Below are 16628 nucleotides of genomic sequence, written 5' to 3' on the forward strand. Positions count from 1 at the left end.
GCGTGGTACGTCCGCGGTCCGCCGCGATCGTCGGCATCCACAACACCACCCAGGCCCGGCGGCTGCCGGACCAGACGTCGACGGCCCTGCTGGTCGACGCGGTCGCGGGTGTCCTCGCCGATGCGGGGCTTGGCCTCGCCGACGTCGACGGCCTGTCCACCCCTGGCATGTCCGGCGGGTTCGTCTACGACCTCGGCCTCGGACCCGCCTGGCAGGGCGCCCAGCACGGCGTCGCCGCGGTGCTCGAGGCGGCCGCGGCGATCACCTCCGGTGAGGCGGACACGGTCCTCGTCGCCTCCGGAGCCGCTGGCACCTACACCGAGCGTGCCTCCACCGCCCCGTGGACCCGCCCGGAGAACGAGTTCGTCATTCCCTGGGGCATGTTCACCGCCGCCGAGTTCGCCCTCATCGCCCGCCGGCACATGACGACGTACGGCACCACGCAGGAGCAGCTCGCCACGGTCGCGGCGACCATCCGCAACAACGGCCACGCCAACCCCGCCGCGGTCTACGCGGGCCGCGGCCCCTTCACCGCCGCCGACGTGCTCGCCTCCCGGATGGTCGCGGACCCGTTCCACCTGCTCGACTGTTCGACCACCTCCGAGGGCGGCTGCGCGCTGCTGCTCACGACCGCCGAGCGCGCCGCCGACCTGCCCCGCCCGCCGGTGCACGTGCTGGCCGGCGGCGCCGACCACTTCGGCCCCAGCTACCGCTTCCCACCGGCCTGGGACCACACCGGCCACGCCCGCCGCGCCGTCGGGCCTGGAGGGGCTGGCGCGCCCGGGGCGGCCGGCGCGGATGTCCCGGTCAACGGTCAGGCCGGGCGGCGCGCGTTCGAACGGGCGCTCGCGACCGCCAGCCTGCGCCGCGACGACGTCGACGTGCTGGAGCTCTACGACCCGTTCTCGTTCGAGATCATCCGCCAGCTGGAGGCGTTCGGCTTCTGCGGGCCGGGGGAGGGCGGCCCGTTCGTCGAGGACGGCCACATCGCCATCACCGGCAGCCATCCGGTCACCACCGACGGCGGCACGATGTCGTTCAGCCACGCCGGCTCGTCCGTCCAGATGCTGCAGCGCGTCATCCGCGGCGCCGAGCAGCTGCGCGGCGACTGCGGCCCCGGCCTGCAGGTTCCCGACGCTCGGGTCGCGCTGTGCACGGCCGGCGGCGCCGGCGCCCTGTTCCTCCACCTGGTCCTGCTCGGCCTCGACCTTCCACATGTCTGAAGGGCCTCCGGATGCGCGAGGCTTCGCCATGATCGCGCGTCCTTCGGCCTGACCACATGTCTGAAGGGCCTCCGGATGCGCGAGGCTTCGCCATGATCGCGCGTCCTTCGGCCTGACCAGCGGTCCGAACCCCACGCACCCGCCCGGAGGCACCCGTGGCCACCACCCCCAACCCGACCGTCAGCGAGGCCGCCCTCGACCCGAGCCTGTTCCTGCCCGAGCCGGCACCCCGCGAGGTCCGTTACACGATCATCTCGGTCGACGACCACGTCGTGGAGCCGCCGCACCTGTTCGCCGGGCGCGTCCCGGCCCAGTTCGCGGACGCGGCGCCGCGGATCGTCGAGACGGAGCGCGGCCACCAGGTCTGGCTGTTCGAGGACCAGCGGTTCACCCAGGTCGGCATGAACGCCGTCGCCGGCCGGCGGCCCGATTCGGTGAAGGTCGAGCCGTTCCGGTTCGAGTACATGCGTCCCGGCTGCTACGACATCGACGCCCGCGTGCGGGACATGGACGTGAGCGGGGTGTGGGCGTCGGTGAACTTCCCGTCGCAGATCACCGGGTTCTGCGGCCGGGTGTTCTTCGGCGCCCGCGACCAGGAGCTGGGTCTTGCCTGCGTGCGGGCCTGGAACGACTGGCTGTACGAGGAGTGGTTCCAGGCCTACCCCGAGCGGGTCGTCCCGATGGGCATCACCCACCTGTCCGACCCGGCGCTCGCCGTCGCCGAGATCCGGCGGAACGCCGCCCGCGGGTTCACCGCCGTCACCTTCCCGGAGCGCCCGCACAACATCGGCCTGCCGTCGCTGTGGGACCGCGGCCACTGGGACCCGATCATCCAGGCCTGCGTCGACACGGACACCGTCATCACCCTGCACGTCGGCAGCGCCGGCCTCTCGGAGAAGCCACCGGGCGCGCCCGGCCTGCAGCTCGGTTCGACGCTGTTCGGCCAGGCGTCGCTCACCGCCTGCGCCGAATGGCTGTGGTCGGAGTACCCGGCCCGCTTCCCGACCCTGAGGATCGCGATGAGCGAGGGCGGGATCGGCTGGGTCGCGATGCTGCTCGACCGCCTCGACAACATCGTCGACCGGTCCGGCTACGGCCTTGGCTGGGAACTGCGCCCCGCCGAGGTGCTGCGCCGCAACTTCTGGTTCTGCACGATCGACGACCCGTCGACGATCGACACCCGCCACCGGATCGGCGTCGAGAACATCATGGTCGAGACCGACTACCCGCACGGCGACGGCACCTGGCCAGACACCCAGCAGGTCATCGCCGACGCCTGGGGCCACATCCCGCCCGCCGAGATCCGGGCGATGTGCAGCGAGAACGCCGCCGCCCTGTTCCGCCACCCACTGCCACCGACGGTCCTGCCCGCCGACCCGGTCTGAAGGCGTTCGCGCTCAGCCCACCCCGCGAGGCGCTCTCGTCTGGCCGCCCTGTCCTGAAGGCATTCCTGTCCGGCTGTCCTGTGCTGAAAGGCATTCCCGTGATGTTCGTTCCCACCGCCGAGAAGCTGATGCCGGAGCTCACCACCCGCGAGGAGATCGCCCTGCTCGCCCGCGCCCTGTGGCGGGAGGGCTACAACGACCACCTGGCCGGCCACGTCACCGCGTTACAGCCCGACGGGACCCTGCTGTGCAACCCGTGGCTGGTCCGCTGGGACGAGCTGCGCCCCGAGCAGATCATCCGGATCGACCTGGCCGGCAACCTGCTCGAAGGCGACTGGCCGGTCCCGCTCGGCATCCCGCTGCACCTCGCGCTGCACGCCGCCCGCACCGACGTCACCTGGGCCGTCCACAACCACCCGCTCTACGGCACCGTCTGGGCGGACCTGGGCGAGATCCCGCCGGTCTACGACCAGAGCTCCGCGCTCGGCGGCGGTGGCGACCTGGTCCTCGTCAACGAGTACGAGGGCCCCGTCAACGACCTCGCCACCGCCCGCGGCGCGGTCGACGCCCTGCACGGCGGCCACCTCGCGCTGCTCGCCGGCCACGGCGTCTTCGTGCTCGGCACCTCGGCCCGGGCGCTGTTCCAGCGCGCCGTCGCGCTCGAGCAGCGCTGCCAGCGTGCCTGGCACGTCCGCGCCCTCGGCGCCACCCCGGCGCAGGTGCTGCCGGCCGGCTTCCTTAACCACATGAAGAACTCCGACGGCAACGGCTTCATCGGCTTCTGGGAGTCCGCCGTCCGCGCCGAGCTCCGCGCCGACCCCACCCTCCTCGACACCCACTGACCCTTGTCGCCTGCCTGGCCGCGCTGCTCGGCGGTTACGCCGATCGACCTTTGGTCGACTCCTGACACCCACCCGCCAAGCGGGCCCTGCCCTGCCGAAGTGGTGGAGAGAAGCTCCGCGGGGTCAGGAGCCCGCGCGGGGCGCTCTTGCCGTGGGCCGTCAGGCCAGGAGTCGTGCGGCGAGTTCCTGCCACTGCCCGATCGGCGGGGTCGCAGGTTCGGCCGTGAGGACGTAGAGGCTCACGTGGTCGGCGCCGGCGTCGAAGTGTGCTGTGACGCGGTGCGTGATGTCGTTTGCGGTCCCGCGGGCGATCAGCGCGTCGACAAGCCGGTCGTTCAGTGAGTCAACGTCTTCGAACCCCAGCTCCTGCAGCAGTGCGCGACGGTTGGGCAGCGCTGCGGCGGCGTAGGTTCGGGCCAGATCGGCTGAGTGCGACCCGGCCGCATCCAGGATGACGAACTGGGTGACGGCCAGCAGCGCGTCGGGGCCGAGCACGGCTCTGGACCTTGCGGTGCACTCGGCCGGCATGCCCATCTGGTGCGCGCCCCAGGCCCGACGGCCCGCGAGTTCGAGCATGTCGGGATCCAGCACGGACAGGATCCGACGCGGCGCACCCGACATTTCCGGAGCGGGCGGCGGACCGAACGGGGCGGCGTCCACTGCGTCCAGGTAGCCGCTCATGGTCTCCGGTGCCGGGCCGTAGAGGTGGCCGCGGACGTCGTGGGCGAGGGTGGGATGGCTTTCCCAGAGCCCGAGCAGGAAACGTCCTGGGAACGCCTCGTCGAGGGTCCGCTGCGCTGCGGCGGTGGTCACCGCGTCGCGGGCATAGATGTCGGCGGCGCCCGCGGCCACCGTGATCCGCTGGGTGGCCGACAGCAGGATCCCGGCTTGTGCCATGGCTTCCCTGCCGGTCGTCTCCGGGAACCACAGGGCTCCGTAGCCGAAGTCCTCGATCGCCGTCGCGGCGGTGCGGACGTCGGCCATCGGGTAGCTGTCGAGGTCGCCGGCCCAGATCCCGATCCGCCCGAGGTCGGGCTTCGGGCTGTTCATGCGTCCTGCTTCTCGGCGCGCTGGGCGGCGAGGAACGCGCTGATCTGGGCTCCGCCGGTCCGGGTGAGCCAGGTGCGCAGGTCCATCAGGCCGGGGTGAATCTGCCGGACGGCTGGGATGTCGGCCTGGTAGCCGCCGGCGTTGAGCCATTCGTTGGCGAACGCGAAGTCCTCGCTGACCTGGCGGACCGTCTCGATCGGGATCTGGACGTAGGGCAGCGGGCAGCCGATCTCCTCGGCGATGGCTGCGGCGATCTGCAGCGGCGTCAGCCGGTCTCCAGCCAGCTCGATCTGTCGGCCGATCCAGTCCTGCGGCCGGGCGAAGGCCAGCGCGGCGAACACGCCGACGTCGTCGACGGCCATGATCTGTTGCGGGACGTCCGGTATCAGAGGGCTGGCCAGGGTGCCGTTGTGCAGGTGGTATCCGCCGGTGTAGTTCTCCATGAACGAGACTGGCCGCAGGATCGTCGCGGGCAGGCCGAGCCCGGCGATGCGCTGCTCGATCCGCCACTTGCTCACCAGGTTCTGCGGCAGCATCTCGGTTTCGTGGCGGCCGGCACCGCTGACCGAGGTGAAGACGAAGTGCGCGATGTCGGCGGCGTGCGCGGCTTCTGCGACATTGATGCCCCAGCGGACTTCGTCTTCTGCGGTGAAGTTCGGCGCGGTGCCCGGCGAGCCGACAGTGGGCTGGACGCTGAACACGCCGTAAGCGCCCTCGATCGCGGCGTTCAGGGAGGCGACGTCGTCCATCTCGGCGCGGATGACCTGTGCCCCCGCTTTCGCCAGTGCCGCCGACCGCTCGCTGCCCGGATCGCGGGTCAGCGCCCGCACCTTCCAGCCGTCGGCCAGCAGTTGCGCCGTCACGACGCCGCCCTGCAGACCGGTCGCCCCTACCACCGCGATGATCTTTTCTGTTTGCACGATCTCTCCCGGAACTCCTGAGGGAAGGCGGGCCCGCCCGATAAGTGGGGTGCCACCCCGTTTGCTGTGGAGTACTATATGGAGGGCCACCCCGTTTAGCAATCCCTGGAGTTCCCGTGCCTGGAGGCGACACCGCACCAGCCCCGGCAGAGCGCGGCATGCGCGCTGACGCCCGCCGCAACCGCGGCCGGATCCTCGCCGCCGCCGAGGCCGCCATCGCCCGCGACGGTGTGGACGCGTCGCTGGAGGAGATCGCCCGCCAAGCCGGAGTCGGCTCGGCGACGCTGCACAGGCACTTCCCGTCCCGTCAGTCCCTGTTGGAGTCGGTCTTCCGTGGCCGGGTCGAGACGCTGTGCGCGAAGGCGGGCGACTTCGCCGCCGAATTCGACCCCGCAACCGCGCTGTTCACCTGGCTACGGGCGGTGGGGACGCACGCCGCCGCCAACCGAGGACTGGCCCCGTCCCTGATGCGCGGCGCCCGCGACGGCAACGGCGCCGGCGACCCGACGCTGGGAACCACCTGCCACACGATGATCATCAATGCCGGCGGGATGCTGCTCGATGAGGCGGTCCGGACGCATGCGGTACGTTCCGGCATCGTCATCACCGACCTGCTCAAACTCGTCGGCGCCATCTCCCTGGCCGCCGAGCTGGAACCTGATGGCGCGACCCAGGCCGACCGGCTGATCACCCTCGCCTTCGACGGCGTGCGCGCTACGCGTCCTTCGCCCTGATCCCACTGGATCCCGAGCCGGTTGGCCAAGCACGGTCAATTTTGAAGACTCATCATGGCCGGCCTCATGATCTGGTGCGATGTTCGGAGCCCTGTCGAGGGATCTAAAATACTCATATGACGGATATGGCGGATGGCCAGGTTGACGGTGTCGTCGTCGACGGGGCGACGGGGGCGCGGCGGCCGGTCGTGCGCCGTCCGGGTAGGGCCACGCGAGCAGTCACCTATCCCGCGTTCCGCAGCTACGACGGGGCGACGGTCCGGCCTGGTACGCGGCCGATCTGGCTGTACCTGCGTCTGTCGCGGTATCACCGGGACGGGTGGGACGCGATCGAACGCCAGCGGATCGACCTGACGCGCAAGCTCGACGCCGAGGGCTGTTGGACGATCATGGGTGAGTATGTCGACAACGACTCCGCCAGCGCGTCAGCAGCCCGGAACCGTAAGGGTTGGCATGCGCTGAACGCCGCGATCGACGCCGGCCAGGTCACCGCGGTGGCGTTCTGGAAGTTGGACCGGACCAATCGGATCGCCGCGCGGTGTATCGAGTGGATCGCGCATTGCCAGGCGCAGCGGGTGATGCTGGTATCGCATCAGGACTCGTCCGACGAGCTGAACACGGCAACGGCCGGGGCGAAGCTGGTGTCCGGGATCAAGGCGCTTCTGGCCGAGGTCGAGACGGACACGATGAGTGAGCGGCAGCGCAGCGCGAAGCGGCACACCGCCGAGGCCGGGTTCCACCATGGCGGCATGCTTCCGTTCGGCTGGATGTCCGGCCCTCGCGAGGTCGACGAGCTGGGACGGCGCGGTGTGCGTCTGGTGGCGCATCCGGTGGAGTTCGCGGCGTCGGAAGCCGCGGTGGCGATGGTGTTGGAGGGCAAGAGCCTCAGTGACATCGCGGACCGGTGGAGGGCCGAGTTCGGCATCACGGCAGCCGACGGGGGTCGGATGTCACAGGCCAGCATTCGCCGGTTCCTGGTCTCGCCCCGGATGATCGGCTACCGGATGCGGCAGGTCCCGGAACACCAGCGCGGCGTGAAGATCAACCTGTTGGACTATGTCGCGCTGGACGCGAACGGCGACCCGGTCATCAGCCAGCCGCCGGTGTGCGACAGGCCGACGTGGCTACGGATGGTCCGTGAACTGGAGGCCCGCAGCACGGCGAAGGCGGCGACGCGGCAGCCGTGGGGGGCGCATGGCTGGCTGCTGACCGGGTTGGTCCACTGCGGCACGTGCGGTGGCCGGCTGTATGGCCACGAGGCGGCGCACCGGCGGGTGGACGGGACCGTGGTGCGCCGGTACGCGTACCAGTGTCAGGCCAACCGTCGCCACGGCGCGGGAACCTGCGCCCAGCCGGCCAGGGTGCCCGCCGAGCAGGCGGAGGTGTTCGTGACGGGGTGGCTGTTCGCGTTCCTGACCGATGACCGGTTGGCGAAGGTCCGCGCCGAGCAGGCCGCCCGCCAGGCCGCCACCCCCACCGGCAGTCTGTTGGCCGAGCTGGACGAGACCCGGGCCGAACGCGACACCCTGATCGCCCAGCAGGACGGCGGTACCTACAAGGGCAAGATGGTCGCCGTCCTCCTCGGGATGATCGCCGACGTCCAGGAGCGCGTCGACAAGCTGGAAGCCCAGCTCGACACCGCCACCGTCATCGAGGGCCTGCCGGTCGCCTCTCACGCCGACCTTGCACGCCAGTGGCCGGACATGACCCTGGCGCAGCGACGGCGCCTGCTGGCCCGCGTGATCGACCGCATCGACGTCACAGCGGACCATCAACTACCGGTCGAGGATCGGGTGTGCGTCAGGCCGCATCCGCAGCTTGGACCCGCCGACCGACCCATCGATGATCGCGACCAGATCCCGGGCCACCTCATCCGGCAACGGCCCGCAGCAACCGCAGCCCGACGACCCGCCAGCCAGCCCGCCACGTAGTCCGCCCGCGCCGAGGCAGGTACCTAGGTCGGAACTGTCACCTGCACGCCGTCCGGTTCCGCGGAACCGAGCCCCGCCGACACCGCGCCGGTCGCACCGTACTGACGGCCCGTTTCGGATCTTGCCGGGAGGCGGTCCCACCCGCCCACCCCCACCGGTCGCGCGCACTCCTCCGCGACCACCACAGCAGGGACAGACAACGAGACGGAACCTGCGGTACTCGCCATCTCGACGGTCACGTGCCTCGTCAGGTCCGCTGCGCCGGTCGCTTGTTCGTGGTCGTCGAAGGGCAGCGAGATCTGTCCGGCCAACGGCTCCGCCCCGCGCCGCCGGTTCACGGCCCCGCCCCGGAGGCGTCCTCAGCCCCAGCCGGATCACGGCCATGTCCGGCACAACGCCACTGCCCGACGACCAGCGTTCGCGGGTCGCCGTCGGGACGGCCGAACGCATCGAGCACCACCGGCCCGCCATCGCCATCTATGCCGAGCGGACGGCCCGACAGGGCAGCCGCCAACAGCCGTGCCCAGCGACGGCGCACGGTCCGCACGGCGCCGAACGTCGTCGAGTACTTCCGCGACTTCGACAACCAGTGCCCGCAGCAAAACGGCGAAGTGCAGAGCGAATGGTGACCTGGGTCATGCACACGCGGCTGCTGCAGCGCGTTCGCTGAGGCGGTCGGCGCTCGCTGGACGACGGCGGCGCCAACGCTACTGCCTCATCAGCCCTGAGCATCAGTGCGAGCCGCTCGCCGTCGCGGCGGTTCCCACAAGTCGACACCGCCGAGCAGAGTTCGCACATCGATGCCGCCCACGACGGTGCTCGCTTCGCTCCATAATTGCCCGATGGTTCGTCTGCTCAGCGTGTGGACTGGCCCAAGCATCCAACGACTTCGGTCTCTGTGGCCGCCCGACCGCGCCTTACCGACGGTGCTGCCTTCGACGATCGGCCTCATCGGCCTCATGATCACGAGCCTGATGACGATGGGCGATCCGGGGGGTGAGGGGCCGGCCGCATCCGGGCACGCGTCGGTCAGCCTCCACCTCGACTCACGTGGCGGCGCCGTGCTCGAGGTCTGGCTCGACGACGAAGCCGACTGGCACAAGACCAGGACGGTCGCCCAGTCGGTTGCCCGGCTGATCCTGGCCGAGCCGCGAGAGACGCTCCCCAGAATCGTCGATCCCGATGGCGGCCCGCTGCTCCGAAACGGCGGGTGGTGGGCTGCTGAGACACGGTTGGACGACGTCTACCCGCGGACGCCGGAACCGGCCTTCACCTTCGATCCCACCACGGTGGTGACGGGCCTGCGCGGGCTCGGCTACCACTGGGTTGACCTGGAGATCTCCAGCCCCTGGCCGGCGACGGCGCGGTGGTCGCGGCAGCCGAACGACGACGGGAACTACTTCGTCCCCGCACCCACCTGGTCGTGGTCGGACGTCGCAGCCGTCGGCCCGATCCCCACCGGCCAGCTCACGATGCACCCGGACGACGCGGCCACCGGCGACCACGCCTCCGCCACCTACCGGGACCCCTCGGTGGGCTCGCCGCCACCGCCGTGGCTCGCGCCGGGGGCGGCGAGCACCGCACTGATACTGACGGTGCTTGGCGCGGCGTTCTGGCGCCGCCAACCGATCGTGCCCCTGGTAGCGATCGTGGTCGCGTACATCGGCCTGCTGATCGCCTGCTTCACCTACCCGCTGCCGTCGGACCGCGCCGACCTTGCGGGACCGCACGCCGAAGCCCTGCGGGAGTGGATCGCGGCGACGCCGGACGTCGGCGTGACCACCCTGATCCTGGACCTGCTGATCTTCATACTGCTGGTCGCCGCCTCGGTGAATCGCGGCTACCACCCCGTCCGACGACCCGTGTTCCACCCGCCGCCGGGCTGGCCGCGGCCGCCGGACGACTGGGTTCCCTATCCAGGCTGGTACCCCGACCCCGCCTGGCCGAAGGCACCCTACGGCTGGCAGCTCTGGCGCCCCCGCAGGCAGGCGCCCGACCCGGCGCGGTCGCGATCAGGCCACGTCCCCTGAGGTGGGTCGACGGACGATCGTCCCCTTGATCTCTTCAGCGTGCCGGGTTCTGGTCACGCGGTGAGGGCTTCCGGAGCACTGTCATCGGCCACAGACCGCAGCAAAACGGCAGACTACACAGTGAATGGCGACGCGGATCACAGATGAACTGGGGCTCCTGGAGCAGGATCACCGACGCACGTAGTGCGTAATGGCAACGTCCGACTCACACCTTTGCCTGCCGCCGTCAGCGCTGCGCGCCGTAGGACTGCGTTGATATGCACGGTTAGTGCATCCGCCAGAGCCGCACCGTCTTGTCGTCGCTGCTGGTGGCAAGGGTATGTCCGTCCGCCGTGAACGCCACCGAATGCACGGAACCGGTGTGGCCGGTGAGGGGTTGGCCGATGGGTCGGGCCTGGGTGGGGCCAGTGACGTCCCACAGCCGCACCGTTTTGTCGTGGCTGCCGGTGGCGAGGGTGCGCCCGTCTGGCGTGAACGCCACCGACCACACGGCGCTGGTGTGGCCGGTGAGGGGCTGGCCGATCGACCGGGGCCTGCTGCGGTCGGTGACGTCCCACAGCCGCACGGTCGTGTCCTCGCTCCCGCTGGCAAGGATGCGTCCGTCTCCCGTGAACGCCACCGACCACACGCAGTCGGTGTGGCCGGTGAGGGGTCTGCCGATCGGTCGCGCCAGGGCGGGGTCGACGGCATCCCACAGCCTCACCGTCCTATCCAGGCTGCCGGTAGCGAGGGTATGCCCGTCCGCCGTGAACGCGACCGCGTTCACGGCGCTGCTGTGGCCGGCGAGGGGCTGGCTGATCGGTCGAGGCCGGCTGGGGTCGGTGACGTCCCATAGCCGCACCGTCTTGTCGTGGCTGCCGGTGGCGAGGGTGCGCCCGTCTGGCGTGAACGCCACCGACCACACGACGGTGGTGTGGCCGGTGAGGGGTCGGCCGATCGACCGGGGCTGGCTGGGGTCGGTGATGTCCCACAGCCGCACCGATTCGTCGTCACTGCCGGTGGCGAGGGTGCGCCCGTTCGGCGTGAACGCCACCGACCGCACCGAGTCGGCGTGGCCGGTCAGGGGCCGGCCAATCTGCCGGGGTCGGGCCGGGTCGGCGACGTCCCACAGGCGCACCGTCATGTCTCGGCTGCCGGTGGCGAGGATGCGTCCGTCCGCGGTGAACGCCACTGAGAACACGCAGTCTGCATGGCCCGTGAGGGGCTGGCCGAGCGGCCGAGGATGGATCGGTGGCCGGAGAGGTACCGGGACGAAGAAGTCCCGCCCCTCAGGCTCCCAGCGAACTCCCCGAAACCAGCCCACCTCCAGATCTTCGCATCACGCGCGAGAACCATACGACATCAGACCCCGTGGCCGGCCCTGGGGGCTCGGCCGGCCATGATGTCGGCCACTCACCACCGAACCCGTAGCTATGCGACCAGCGGATCAGCCCTGCCGTACGCCCGGCCGGACGGTCCGCCGCGCAGTCGAGGGCTTCCGTGAACGCGCGGTCCGAACCGAGCCGCCAACAGGTCTCCACCAGCCGGCGCGCATGACCCCGCAGGCCGAGCCGGGCGAGTTGGCGCGGAGACCGCACCGGCGCGTCCAGCGCCCCGGAGTCCGTGACCGACTTGGTCAGATACTTGGCCAGGTAGTTCCCTACCTTCACCGCGTCCGTCTCGGAGCCGAGCCGGATACGGCGGATGTCCATCTGGCCACCCCAGCGCACCGCCCAGCCGTCCGGCGACGCCGCAGCCGGCAGCGCGCCCGAGCTGTCGAGCAGCGCGACCGCCGCCGGGTCAGGAGCGTCCACGGCCACCGAGGCGACGACCACCCGTAGGCAGTCCGCGCTCAGATCCCCGTACGCCCAGCCGGGCGCAGCGACCACGTCCCCGGACGAGTCGCGTCCGTCGACCCGGATGACCACGTGCAGGTGGACCAGGCCACGGCGCTGCATTTCCGCGACCTTCACGAACGACACCCGCACCAGGCGGCGCAGCCCCGCGACCGTCAGCCTGACCGCCGCCGCCACCGCCGATTCGAGCCTGTCACGGGTGGCCTTCCACAGCGCGGGCAGCATCGCGTTCCAGACCACGGCCCGGCCGTAGTCTGGAACAGCGCGGACACAACGGCTCCCCGAGACGCCGATCGTCGGCGCCGTGGCGCAGGTGACACGACAGCGCCCGGCCGTGCTCACACGTGCCCCGACGCGCCCGACACACCTTCGCTTCCGAGCCCCGGCCGGCACGGCGGGAATGCACCGGACCGAACGACGGAGCCGTCAACGTCACGAACCACGCCGGCCCCACCACGCCCGAAGCCGCCGCGCCGACGCCACCGTCCAGGCCGCGCACGACGATCCGGCGCGCATCCCGCTGGTACAGCCGCGAGCAGTCAGGGCACGCCGGTTGTTGCACCGCACATGCACCACCGGCGGTGCCCCGGACGACCGGATCTCACCCGTCGCCAGGTCCACCTGATCCGACTGGCCCGACAGGCGCACCGGCCGGCTACACCCGTCGATCCGCGCGCTGGAAGACCCCGCCGTGTCGCTCTGTGAGTCGGCCGCCATGACCGATGCCTCCACCCCGGGAAGCAGGCCCCGACCACCACACACGCCACGCCCGTCACGACCAAGACCGCCCAGGGCAGCCCGAACGTGAAGAACGCGAAGGTGAACGACGTGGTCGAGGCCCGCAGGCCGCCCCGCCCGTAGGCGGGGTGCGCCCGGGATACCCACCGCTCAGACACGCGGAAGGTCACGCCAAGCGCGTAGGTGGTGACACCGAAGCCCGACCGGAACCGTCTCAGCGGTCCCCTGTTGGCCAGCTCCCAAGTGGCGGCACCCGTACCGGCAAAGGTCTGGGGAATGTTGGCAGCTACCTACCCCACCGACCTACACACACCATACCCGGCTCGATGCCACCAAACACATGAAAACAAGCGCACTTAGCCATCCTTAAGGCTTCCGCAGGCCATCGTGAGCGAGCAGCCCATTTCGAGGCAGAACGCAGCCAGTGCCAGGAGGCATCGCGTGGCGGTCGTGCACGATCAACGGTCCCAGACGGCGAGGCCTGCGGAGGCTATGACCGCGGCGACGACGTCCGAGGGTGCGACGCCGGGCGGGCCGTAGACCAGAACGAGTGCTCTGTCGCCGAAGCAGTCGATGAAACGCATGCCCGCCGGGATCTCGCCGAGCTGGGCGGACAGCTCTGCCGCGGTCGAGTCCGGCCGCACGGTCACCGTCGCGACGAGCTTGGGCCGTTCGGGAGAGCCATCAGCCGACGTCATGGAACCACTAACGGTCGAGGGGCGAGGATCTCCCAGACGGTCAACTCGACGAGCTGGCCCCCGACGTCGGCCCGAACCGGGTGGCGGAGCGCAGGCCGGGTCTTGCGCATCGGCGGCCGGACCGCGCAGACGACCAGTGGGGCCGAGCCGACCGGGCGGGCGGAGGCGAGCACCCAACCGACCACCAACGCGACCGTCGTCCACTCCGCCGGCACGCCGTGCGGCCAGACCGCTACCGGCCCCACCCCCGGGTCGCATCGCGCCAGCTCGAACGCCCACCGCACCAGCCGCGACCTGGGCAGATACTCCACCGTCGCCCACCCGCGATGGGTGCCGTCCGCCGGGTCTGATCCCAGTGGCCGCGTCAGCACCAGCCCGTCCGTCTCCAGTGGCGCCAGCACCGGAAGGATCACCGGTCCGTCGGCCCGGCCGCCGATCTCGATCGTCACGGCTCTCGCTGGCCTGCCGCCAGCGGCGGTCATGAGGGGAAGCGCCACGGACGTTCCTTCCACCGACCCCGACTCGGAGGTCATCTCGATCGACTCGTATCACTCGTTACTACGAGTACGATGTGAAGGGTCGGCAAGTTGGAGGGCCGTGTCAAGGGGTATCGCTACGCTCGTCGTAACGAGTGGACAGGAGACAACCGTGAGCCTGGACGCGGGCAGCTCGAAGGCTCTCTACCGCCAGTTGGCAGACATCCTGCGCAGCGCCATCCTCCGGGGCGACTACGCGCCGGGCGAGCCCATCCCCAGCGAGTCCGAGCTGATCGCCACGCACGCGGTGTCCCGCACGACAGCGCGCCAGGCCATGGCACTTCTCGGCAACGAGGGCCTGGTCATCATCGGCCACGGCCGACGCGCCACCGTCCGCCCACGCTCACCCGTTCGGCGCCTCGCCCGCACCCGACTGTCCCGCGCCGAGCGCCAGCACTCCGGCGGCACCTTCATGGCCGACGCCGCCGCCAGCAACAGCAGGCCAGAGACCGAGACCACCATCGTCATCGAGCCCGCCGACGCCGAGACCGCATCCCTGCTCGGCGTGGACGAGGGCACCTCCGTCCTGCAACGCCGACGCCGGATGCTCCTGGACGGACGCCCCGCCCAACTCGCGACGTCCTACCTCCCCGCCGACCTCGCACGCGGCACCCAGATCGAGCAGCGCGACACCGGCCCCGGCGGCATCTACGCCCGCCTCGAAGAACTCGGCCACACCCTCAGCCGCTTCGTCGAAGTCGTCGCCACCCGCATGCCCCTACCAGCCGAGATCGACGCACTCCAGCTCTCGCCCGGCACACCCGTCCTCATCGTCACCCGCACCGCCTACGACAACGACGACAAGCCCGTCGAGATCAACCGCATGACCATCGCCGGCAACCTCTACGAACTCGCCTACGACATCCCAGCGAACTGAACCCCCAGACCCGCAGCCGATCGCCCCGAAGGAGAACGGTTACGCCACACAGCGAGAACCGGACCGGATTGGCAGTCGGACGGGCAGAGCCCGAACCTTGTCAGACCTCCCCATCGCCGCCTACCCAGGCGCCGGTCACGTCCCCGGAACAGAAGCCGGCGGCACCGCCGACGCCGGCATCGCCGACTTCGGGGGACTGTCAAGTTAGCGGCTCTGTCGCACTTTCGATGGTGACGGAAGCGCCTTCTTCTGTCACGATCCGTTATGGAGAGTGCGGATCATCTGGTGAAGGTGGCGTTTTCGGGCCTGTCGCCTCTCGTGATCGAGGACGTGGCTGACGAGGAGGACCTGATCCGTCTGCGGGCGCGGACGCCGGACGAGCCGGCGGCCTGTCCGGGCTGTGGGGCCGGGTCGTCGCGGGTGCACGGCTATCAGGAGCGCACGCTCGCGGACCTGCCGGTCGACGAGCGTCGCGTGGTGCTGGTTGCGCGGGTCCGCCGGCTGGTCTGCCCGACCCGGGGCTGCCGGCAGACGTTCCGTGAGCAGGTTCCCGGGCTGCTCGAGCGCCACCAGCGGCGGACCGCCCGCCTCGCGGCGCAGATCGGCGCGGTGGTCCGGGAGTTAGCCGGCCGCGCCGGCGCCCGCGTGCTGGCCGCGTGGGCGGTCCGGCTGTCGCGGCATACAGCGCTGCGCTGCCTGCTCGCCCTGCCCCTGCCTGTCTTCGAGGTCCCGCGGGTGCTCGGCGTGGACGACTTCGCGCTGCGCCGCCGGCAGCGCTACGCCACGATCCTGATCGATGCGGAGACCCGCCGCCGCGTCGACGTCCTGCCCGACCGCGGCGCCGATGCACTGGAGGCCTGGCTGCGCGCCCATCCCGGCGTCGAGGTCGTCTGCCGGGACCGATCGGGCGCCTACGCCGAGGCCGTCCGCCGCGTCCTGCCCGACGCGGTCCAGGTCGCCGACCGCTGGCATCTCTGGCACAACCTCGCCGAGGCGGTCCGCCAGGAGGTCGCCGCGCACAGCGCCTGCTGGGCGAAAGCCGGCCCGGCGCCGACCGACGGCCCCCGCGCGCGCACGACCCGGGAACGCTGGCGCCAGATCCACGACCTGCTCGACCAGGGGGTCGGCCTGCTCGACTGCGCGCGGCGACTCAACCTCGCACTGAACACGGTCAAGCGCTACGCCCGGGCAGCCGAACCCGACCGGCTCGTCGCCGCCCCGGCGTTCCGGCCGACGCTGGTCGATCCCTACCGGGACCATCTCAGGCGCCGCCGCGCGGAGGAACCCGGCGTCCCGGTCCTGGGCCTGTTCCGCGAGATCAGGGAGCAGGGCTATACGGGCAGCCACAACCTGCTCGTCCGCTACCTCAACCAGGGACGCCTCGACGGCGACCGGCCGGCGATCTCCCCGCGCAGCCTGACCCGGCTCCTGCTCACCAGGCCCGACGCCCTCACCGACGCCCAGCGCGACCGGCTCGGCGAACTCACCGCCGCCTGCCCCGAGATGACCACCCTCGCGAGCCTGGTCCGCGGCTTCGCGGCCCTGCTCGACCCAGCCGACGGCAACGACGACCTCCTCACCACATGGATCACCAACGCGCGGGGCGCCGACCTACCCCACCTGCACGCATTCAGCCGCGGCCTCGAACTCGACCGCCAGGCCGTCGACAACGCGCTGACGCTGCCCCACCACAACGGCGGGACCGAAGGCGTGAACACCAAGACCAAGAGGATCATGCGCCAGATGCACGGCCGCGCAGGCTTCCCCCTACTCCGCCACCGGATCCTGCTCGGCTAACACTGCGTCACCACCGAAAGTGCGACAGAGCC

At 70.9% G+C, this 16628-nt stretch carries 15 protein-coding genes and 1 pseudogene; 8 read left to right on the forward strand and 8 right to left on the reverse strand.

All coding sequences use genetic code 11. From position 1 onward, the window contains the following. The first annotated feature begins 2 nt into the window (after positions 1-2). The 3 genes from BCD48_RS35685 to BCD48_RS35695 all read left to right on the forward strand — a co-directional run bounded on the left by BCD48_RS35685 (position 3) and on the right by BCD48_RS35695 (position 3450). Positions 3-1223: a thiolase family protein gene (locus BCD48_RS35685; RefSeq protein WP_198543530.1), complete on the forward strand. Its 1221-nt coding sequence runs from the start codon at positions 3-5 to the stop codon at positions 1221-1223. Between the two features lie 155 nt (positions 1224-1378). Further along, complete coding sequence (locus BCD48_RS35690) at positions 1379-2608, forward strand: amidohydrolase family protein (RefSeq protein ID WP_071052807.1); 1230 nt, start codon at positions 1379-1381, stop codon at positions 2606-2608. 101 nt (positions 2609-2709) lie between these two features. Continuing rightward, positions 2710-3450 carry a class II aldolase/adducin family protein gene (locus tag BCD48_RS35695; RefSeq protein WP_241842255.1) on the forward strand — a complete coding sequence of 247 codons (741 nt, stop codon included), beginning with the start codon at positions 2710-2712 and terminating at the stop codon, positions 3448-3450. 159 nt (positions 3451-3609) lie between these two features. On the opposite strand, the gene BCD48_RS35700 is transcribed toward BCD48_RS35695, so the two are convergent. Both BCD48_RS35700 and BCD48_RS35705 read right to left on the reverse strand, forming a co-directional pair. After that, positions 3610-4500, reverse strand: a complete 891-nt coding sequence (locus BCD48_RS35700) for an LLM class flavin-dependent oxidoreductase (RefSeq protein WP_071052809.1) — start codon at positions 4498-4500, stop codon at positions 3610-3612. After that, positions 4497-5522 (reverse strand): NmrA/HSCARG family protein, encoded by a 1026-nt coding sequence (locus BCD48_RS35705; RefSeq protein ID WP_198543531.1) that lies wholly within the window; start codon positions 5520-5522, stop codon positions 4497-4499. Before BCD48_RS35705 ends, BCD48_RS35700 begins: the two co-directional genes overlap by 4 nt. Positions 5523-5578: 56 nt before the next feature. Between BCD48_RS35705 and BCD48_RS35710 the strand changes: the two genes are divergently transcribed. Together BCD48_RS35710 and BCD48_RS35715 are read left to right on the forward strand one after the other, a co-directional pair. Continuing rightward, entirely contained in the window at positions 5579-6154 is a 576-nt protein-coding gene (locus tag BCD48_RS35710) for a TetR/AcrR family transcriptional regulator (protein WP_071052810.1), read from the forward strand. 116 nt (positions 6155-6270) lie between these two features. After that, on the forward strand, positions 6271-8085 hold the full coding sequence (locus BCD48_RS35715) for a recombinase family protein (RefSeq protein WP_241842256.1): 1815 nt from the start codon (positions 6271-6273) through the stop codon (positions 8083-8085). Positions 8086-8419: 334 nt separating this feature from the next. Here BCD48_RS35715 and BCD48_RS54405 read toward each other — a convergent pair whose 3' ends face one another. Further along, positions 8420-8728, reverse strand: coding sequence for a replication initiator (locus BCD48_RS54405; RefSeq protein ID WP_349308070.1), 309 nt, complete (start codon positions 8726-8728; stop codon positions 8420-8422). Positions 8729-9059: 331 nt separating this feature from the next. Between BCD48_RS54405 and BCD48_RS35725 the strand changes: the two genes are divergently transcribed. Next, entirely contained in the window at positions 9060-10115 is a 1056-nt protein-coding gene (locus BCD48_RS35725; RefSeq protein WP_131804166.1) for a hypothetical protein, read from the forward strand. A 265-nt stretch (positions 10116-10380) separates the two neighbouring features. Here the strand turns inward: BCD48_RS35725 and BCD48_RS35730 are convergent, their stop codons facing one another. From BCD48_RS35730 to BCD48_RS51700, 5 genes and pseudogenes are all read right to left on the reverse strand, one after another. Next, positions 10381-11418 (reverse strand): WD40 repeat domain-containing protein, encoded by a 1038-nt coding sequence (locus BCD48_RS35730; protein ID WP_274536617.1) that lies wholly within the window; start codon positions 11416-11418, stop codon positions 10381-10383. Next, positions 11384-12244 carry a replication initiator gene (locus BCD48_RS35735; RefSeq protein ID WP_349308072.1) on the reverse strand — a complete coding sequence of 287 codons (861 nt, stop codon included), beginning with the start codon at positions 12242-12244 and terminating at the stop codon, positions 11384-11386. The genes BCD48_RS35730 and BCD48_RS35735 overlap by 35 nt, the downstream gene beginning before the upstream one ends. Further along, positions 12144-12667, reverse strand: a pseudogene (locus BCD48_RS56055) (replication initiator). The gene BCD48_RS35735 and the pseudogene BCD48_RS56055 overlap by 101 nt, the downstream one beginning before the upstream one ends. A 479-nt stretch (positions 12668-13146) precedes the next feature. Next, positions 13147-13386, reverse strand: coding sequence for a hypothetical protein (locus BCD48_RS51695; protein WP_071052816.1), 240 nt, complete (start codon positions 13384-13386; stop codon positions 13147-13149). Then, a complete protein-coding gene (locus tag BCD48_RS51700; RefSeq protein WP_071052817.1) occupies positions 13383-13883 on the reverse strand; it encodes a hypothetical protein in 501 nt (166 codons plus the stop codon). Before BCD48_RS51700 ends, BCD48_RS51695 begins: the two co-directional genes overlap by 4 nt. A gap of 151 nt (positions 13884-14034) precedes the next feature. Here BCD48_RS51700 and BCD48_RS35750 point away from each other — a divergent pair, with 151 nt between their 5' ends. Next, a complete protein-coding gene (locus BCD48_RS35750; RefSeq protein ID WP_198543533.1) occupies positions 14035-14799 on the forward strand; it encodes a GntR family transcriptional regulator in 765 nt (254 codons plus the stop codon). A gap of 264 nt (positions 14800-15063) precedes the next feature. After that, entirely contained in the window at positions 15064-16596 is a 1533-nt protein-coding gene (locus BCD48_RS35755; protein WP_071052818.1) for an ISL3 family transposase, read from the forward strand. Positions 16597-16628: the final 32 nt, after the last annotated feature.

It is taken from the genome of Pseudofrankia coriaricola (assembly GCF_001854805.1).
Lineage (GTDB): Bacteria > Actinomycetota > Actinomycetes > Frankiales > Frankiaceae > Pseudofrankia.

Coding starts and splice junctions, on each gene's coding strand:
- BCD48_RS35755 (WP_071052818.1), top strand. CDS start 15,064: ATGGAGAGTGCGGATCATCTGGTGAAGGTGGCGTTTTCGGGCCTGTCG.
- BCD48_RS35695 (WP_241842255.1), top strand. CDS start 2,710: ATGTTCGTTCCCACCGCCGAGAAGCTGATGCCGGAGCTCACCACCCGC.
- BCD48_RS35710 (WP_071052810.1), top strand. CDS start 5,579: ATGCGCGCTGACGCCCGCCGCAACCGCGGCCGGATCCTCGCCGCCGCC.
- BCD48_RS35715 (WP_241842256.1), top strand. CDS start 6,271: ATGACGGATATGGCGGATGGCCAGGTTGACGGTGTCGTCGTCGACGGG.
- BCD48_RS35700 (WP_071052809.1), bottom strand. CDS start 4,500: ATGAACAGCCCGAAGCCCGACCTCGGGCGGATCGGGATCTGGGCCGGC.
- BCD48_RS51695 (WP_071052816.1), bottom strand. CDS start 13,386: ATGACGTCGGCTGATGGCTCTCCCGAACGGCCCAAGCTCGTCGCGACG.
- BCD48_RS35725 (WP_131804166.1), top strand. CDS start 9,060: ATGACGATGGGCGATCCGGGGGGTGAGGGGCCGGCCGCATCCGGGCAC.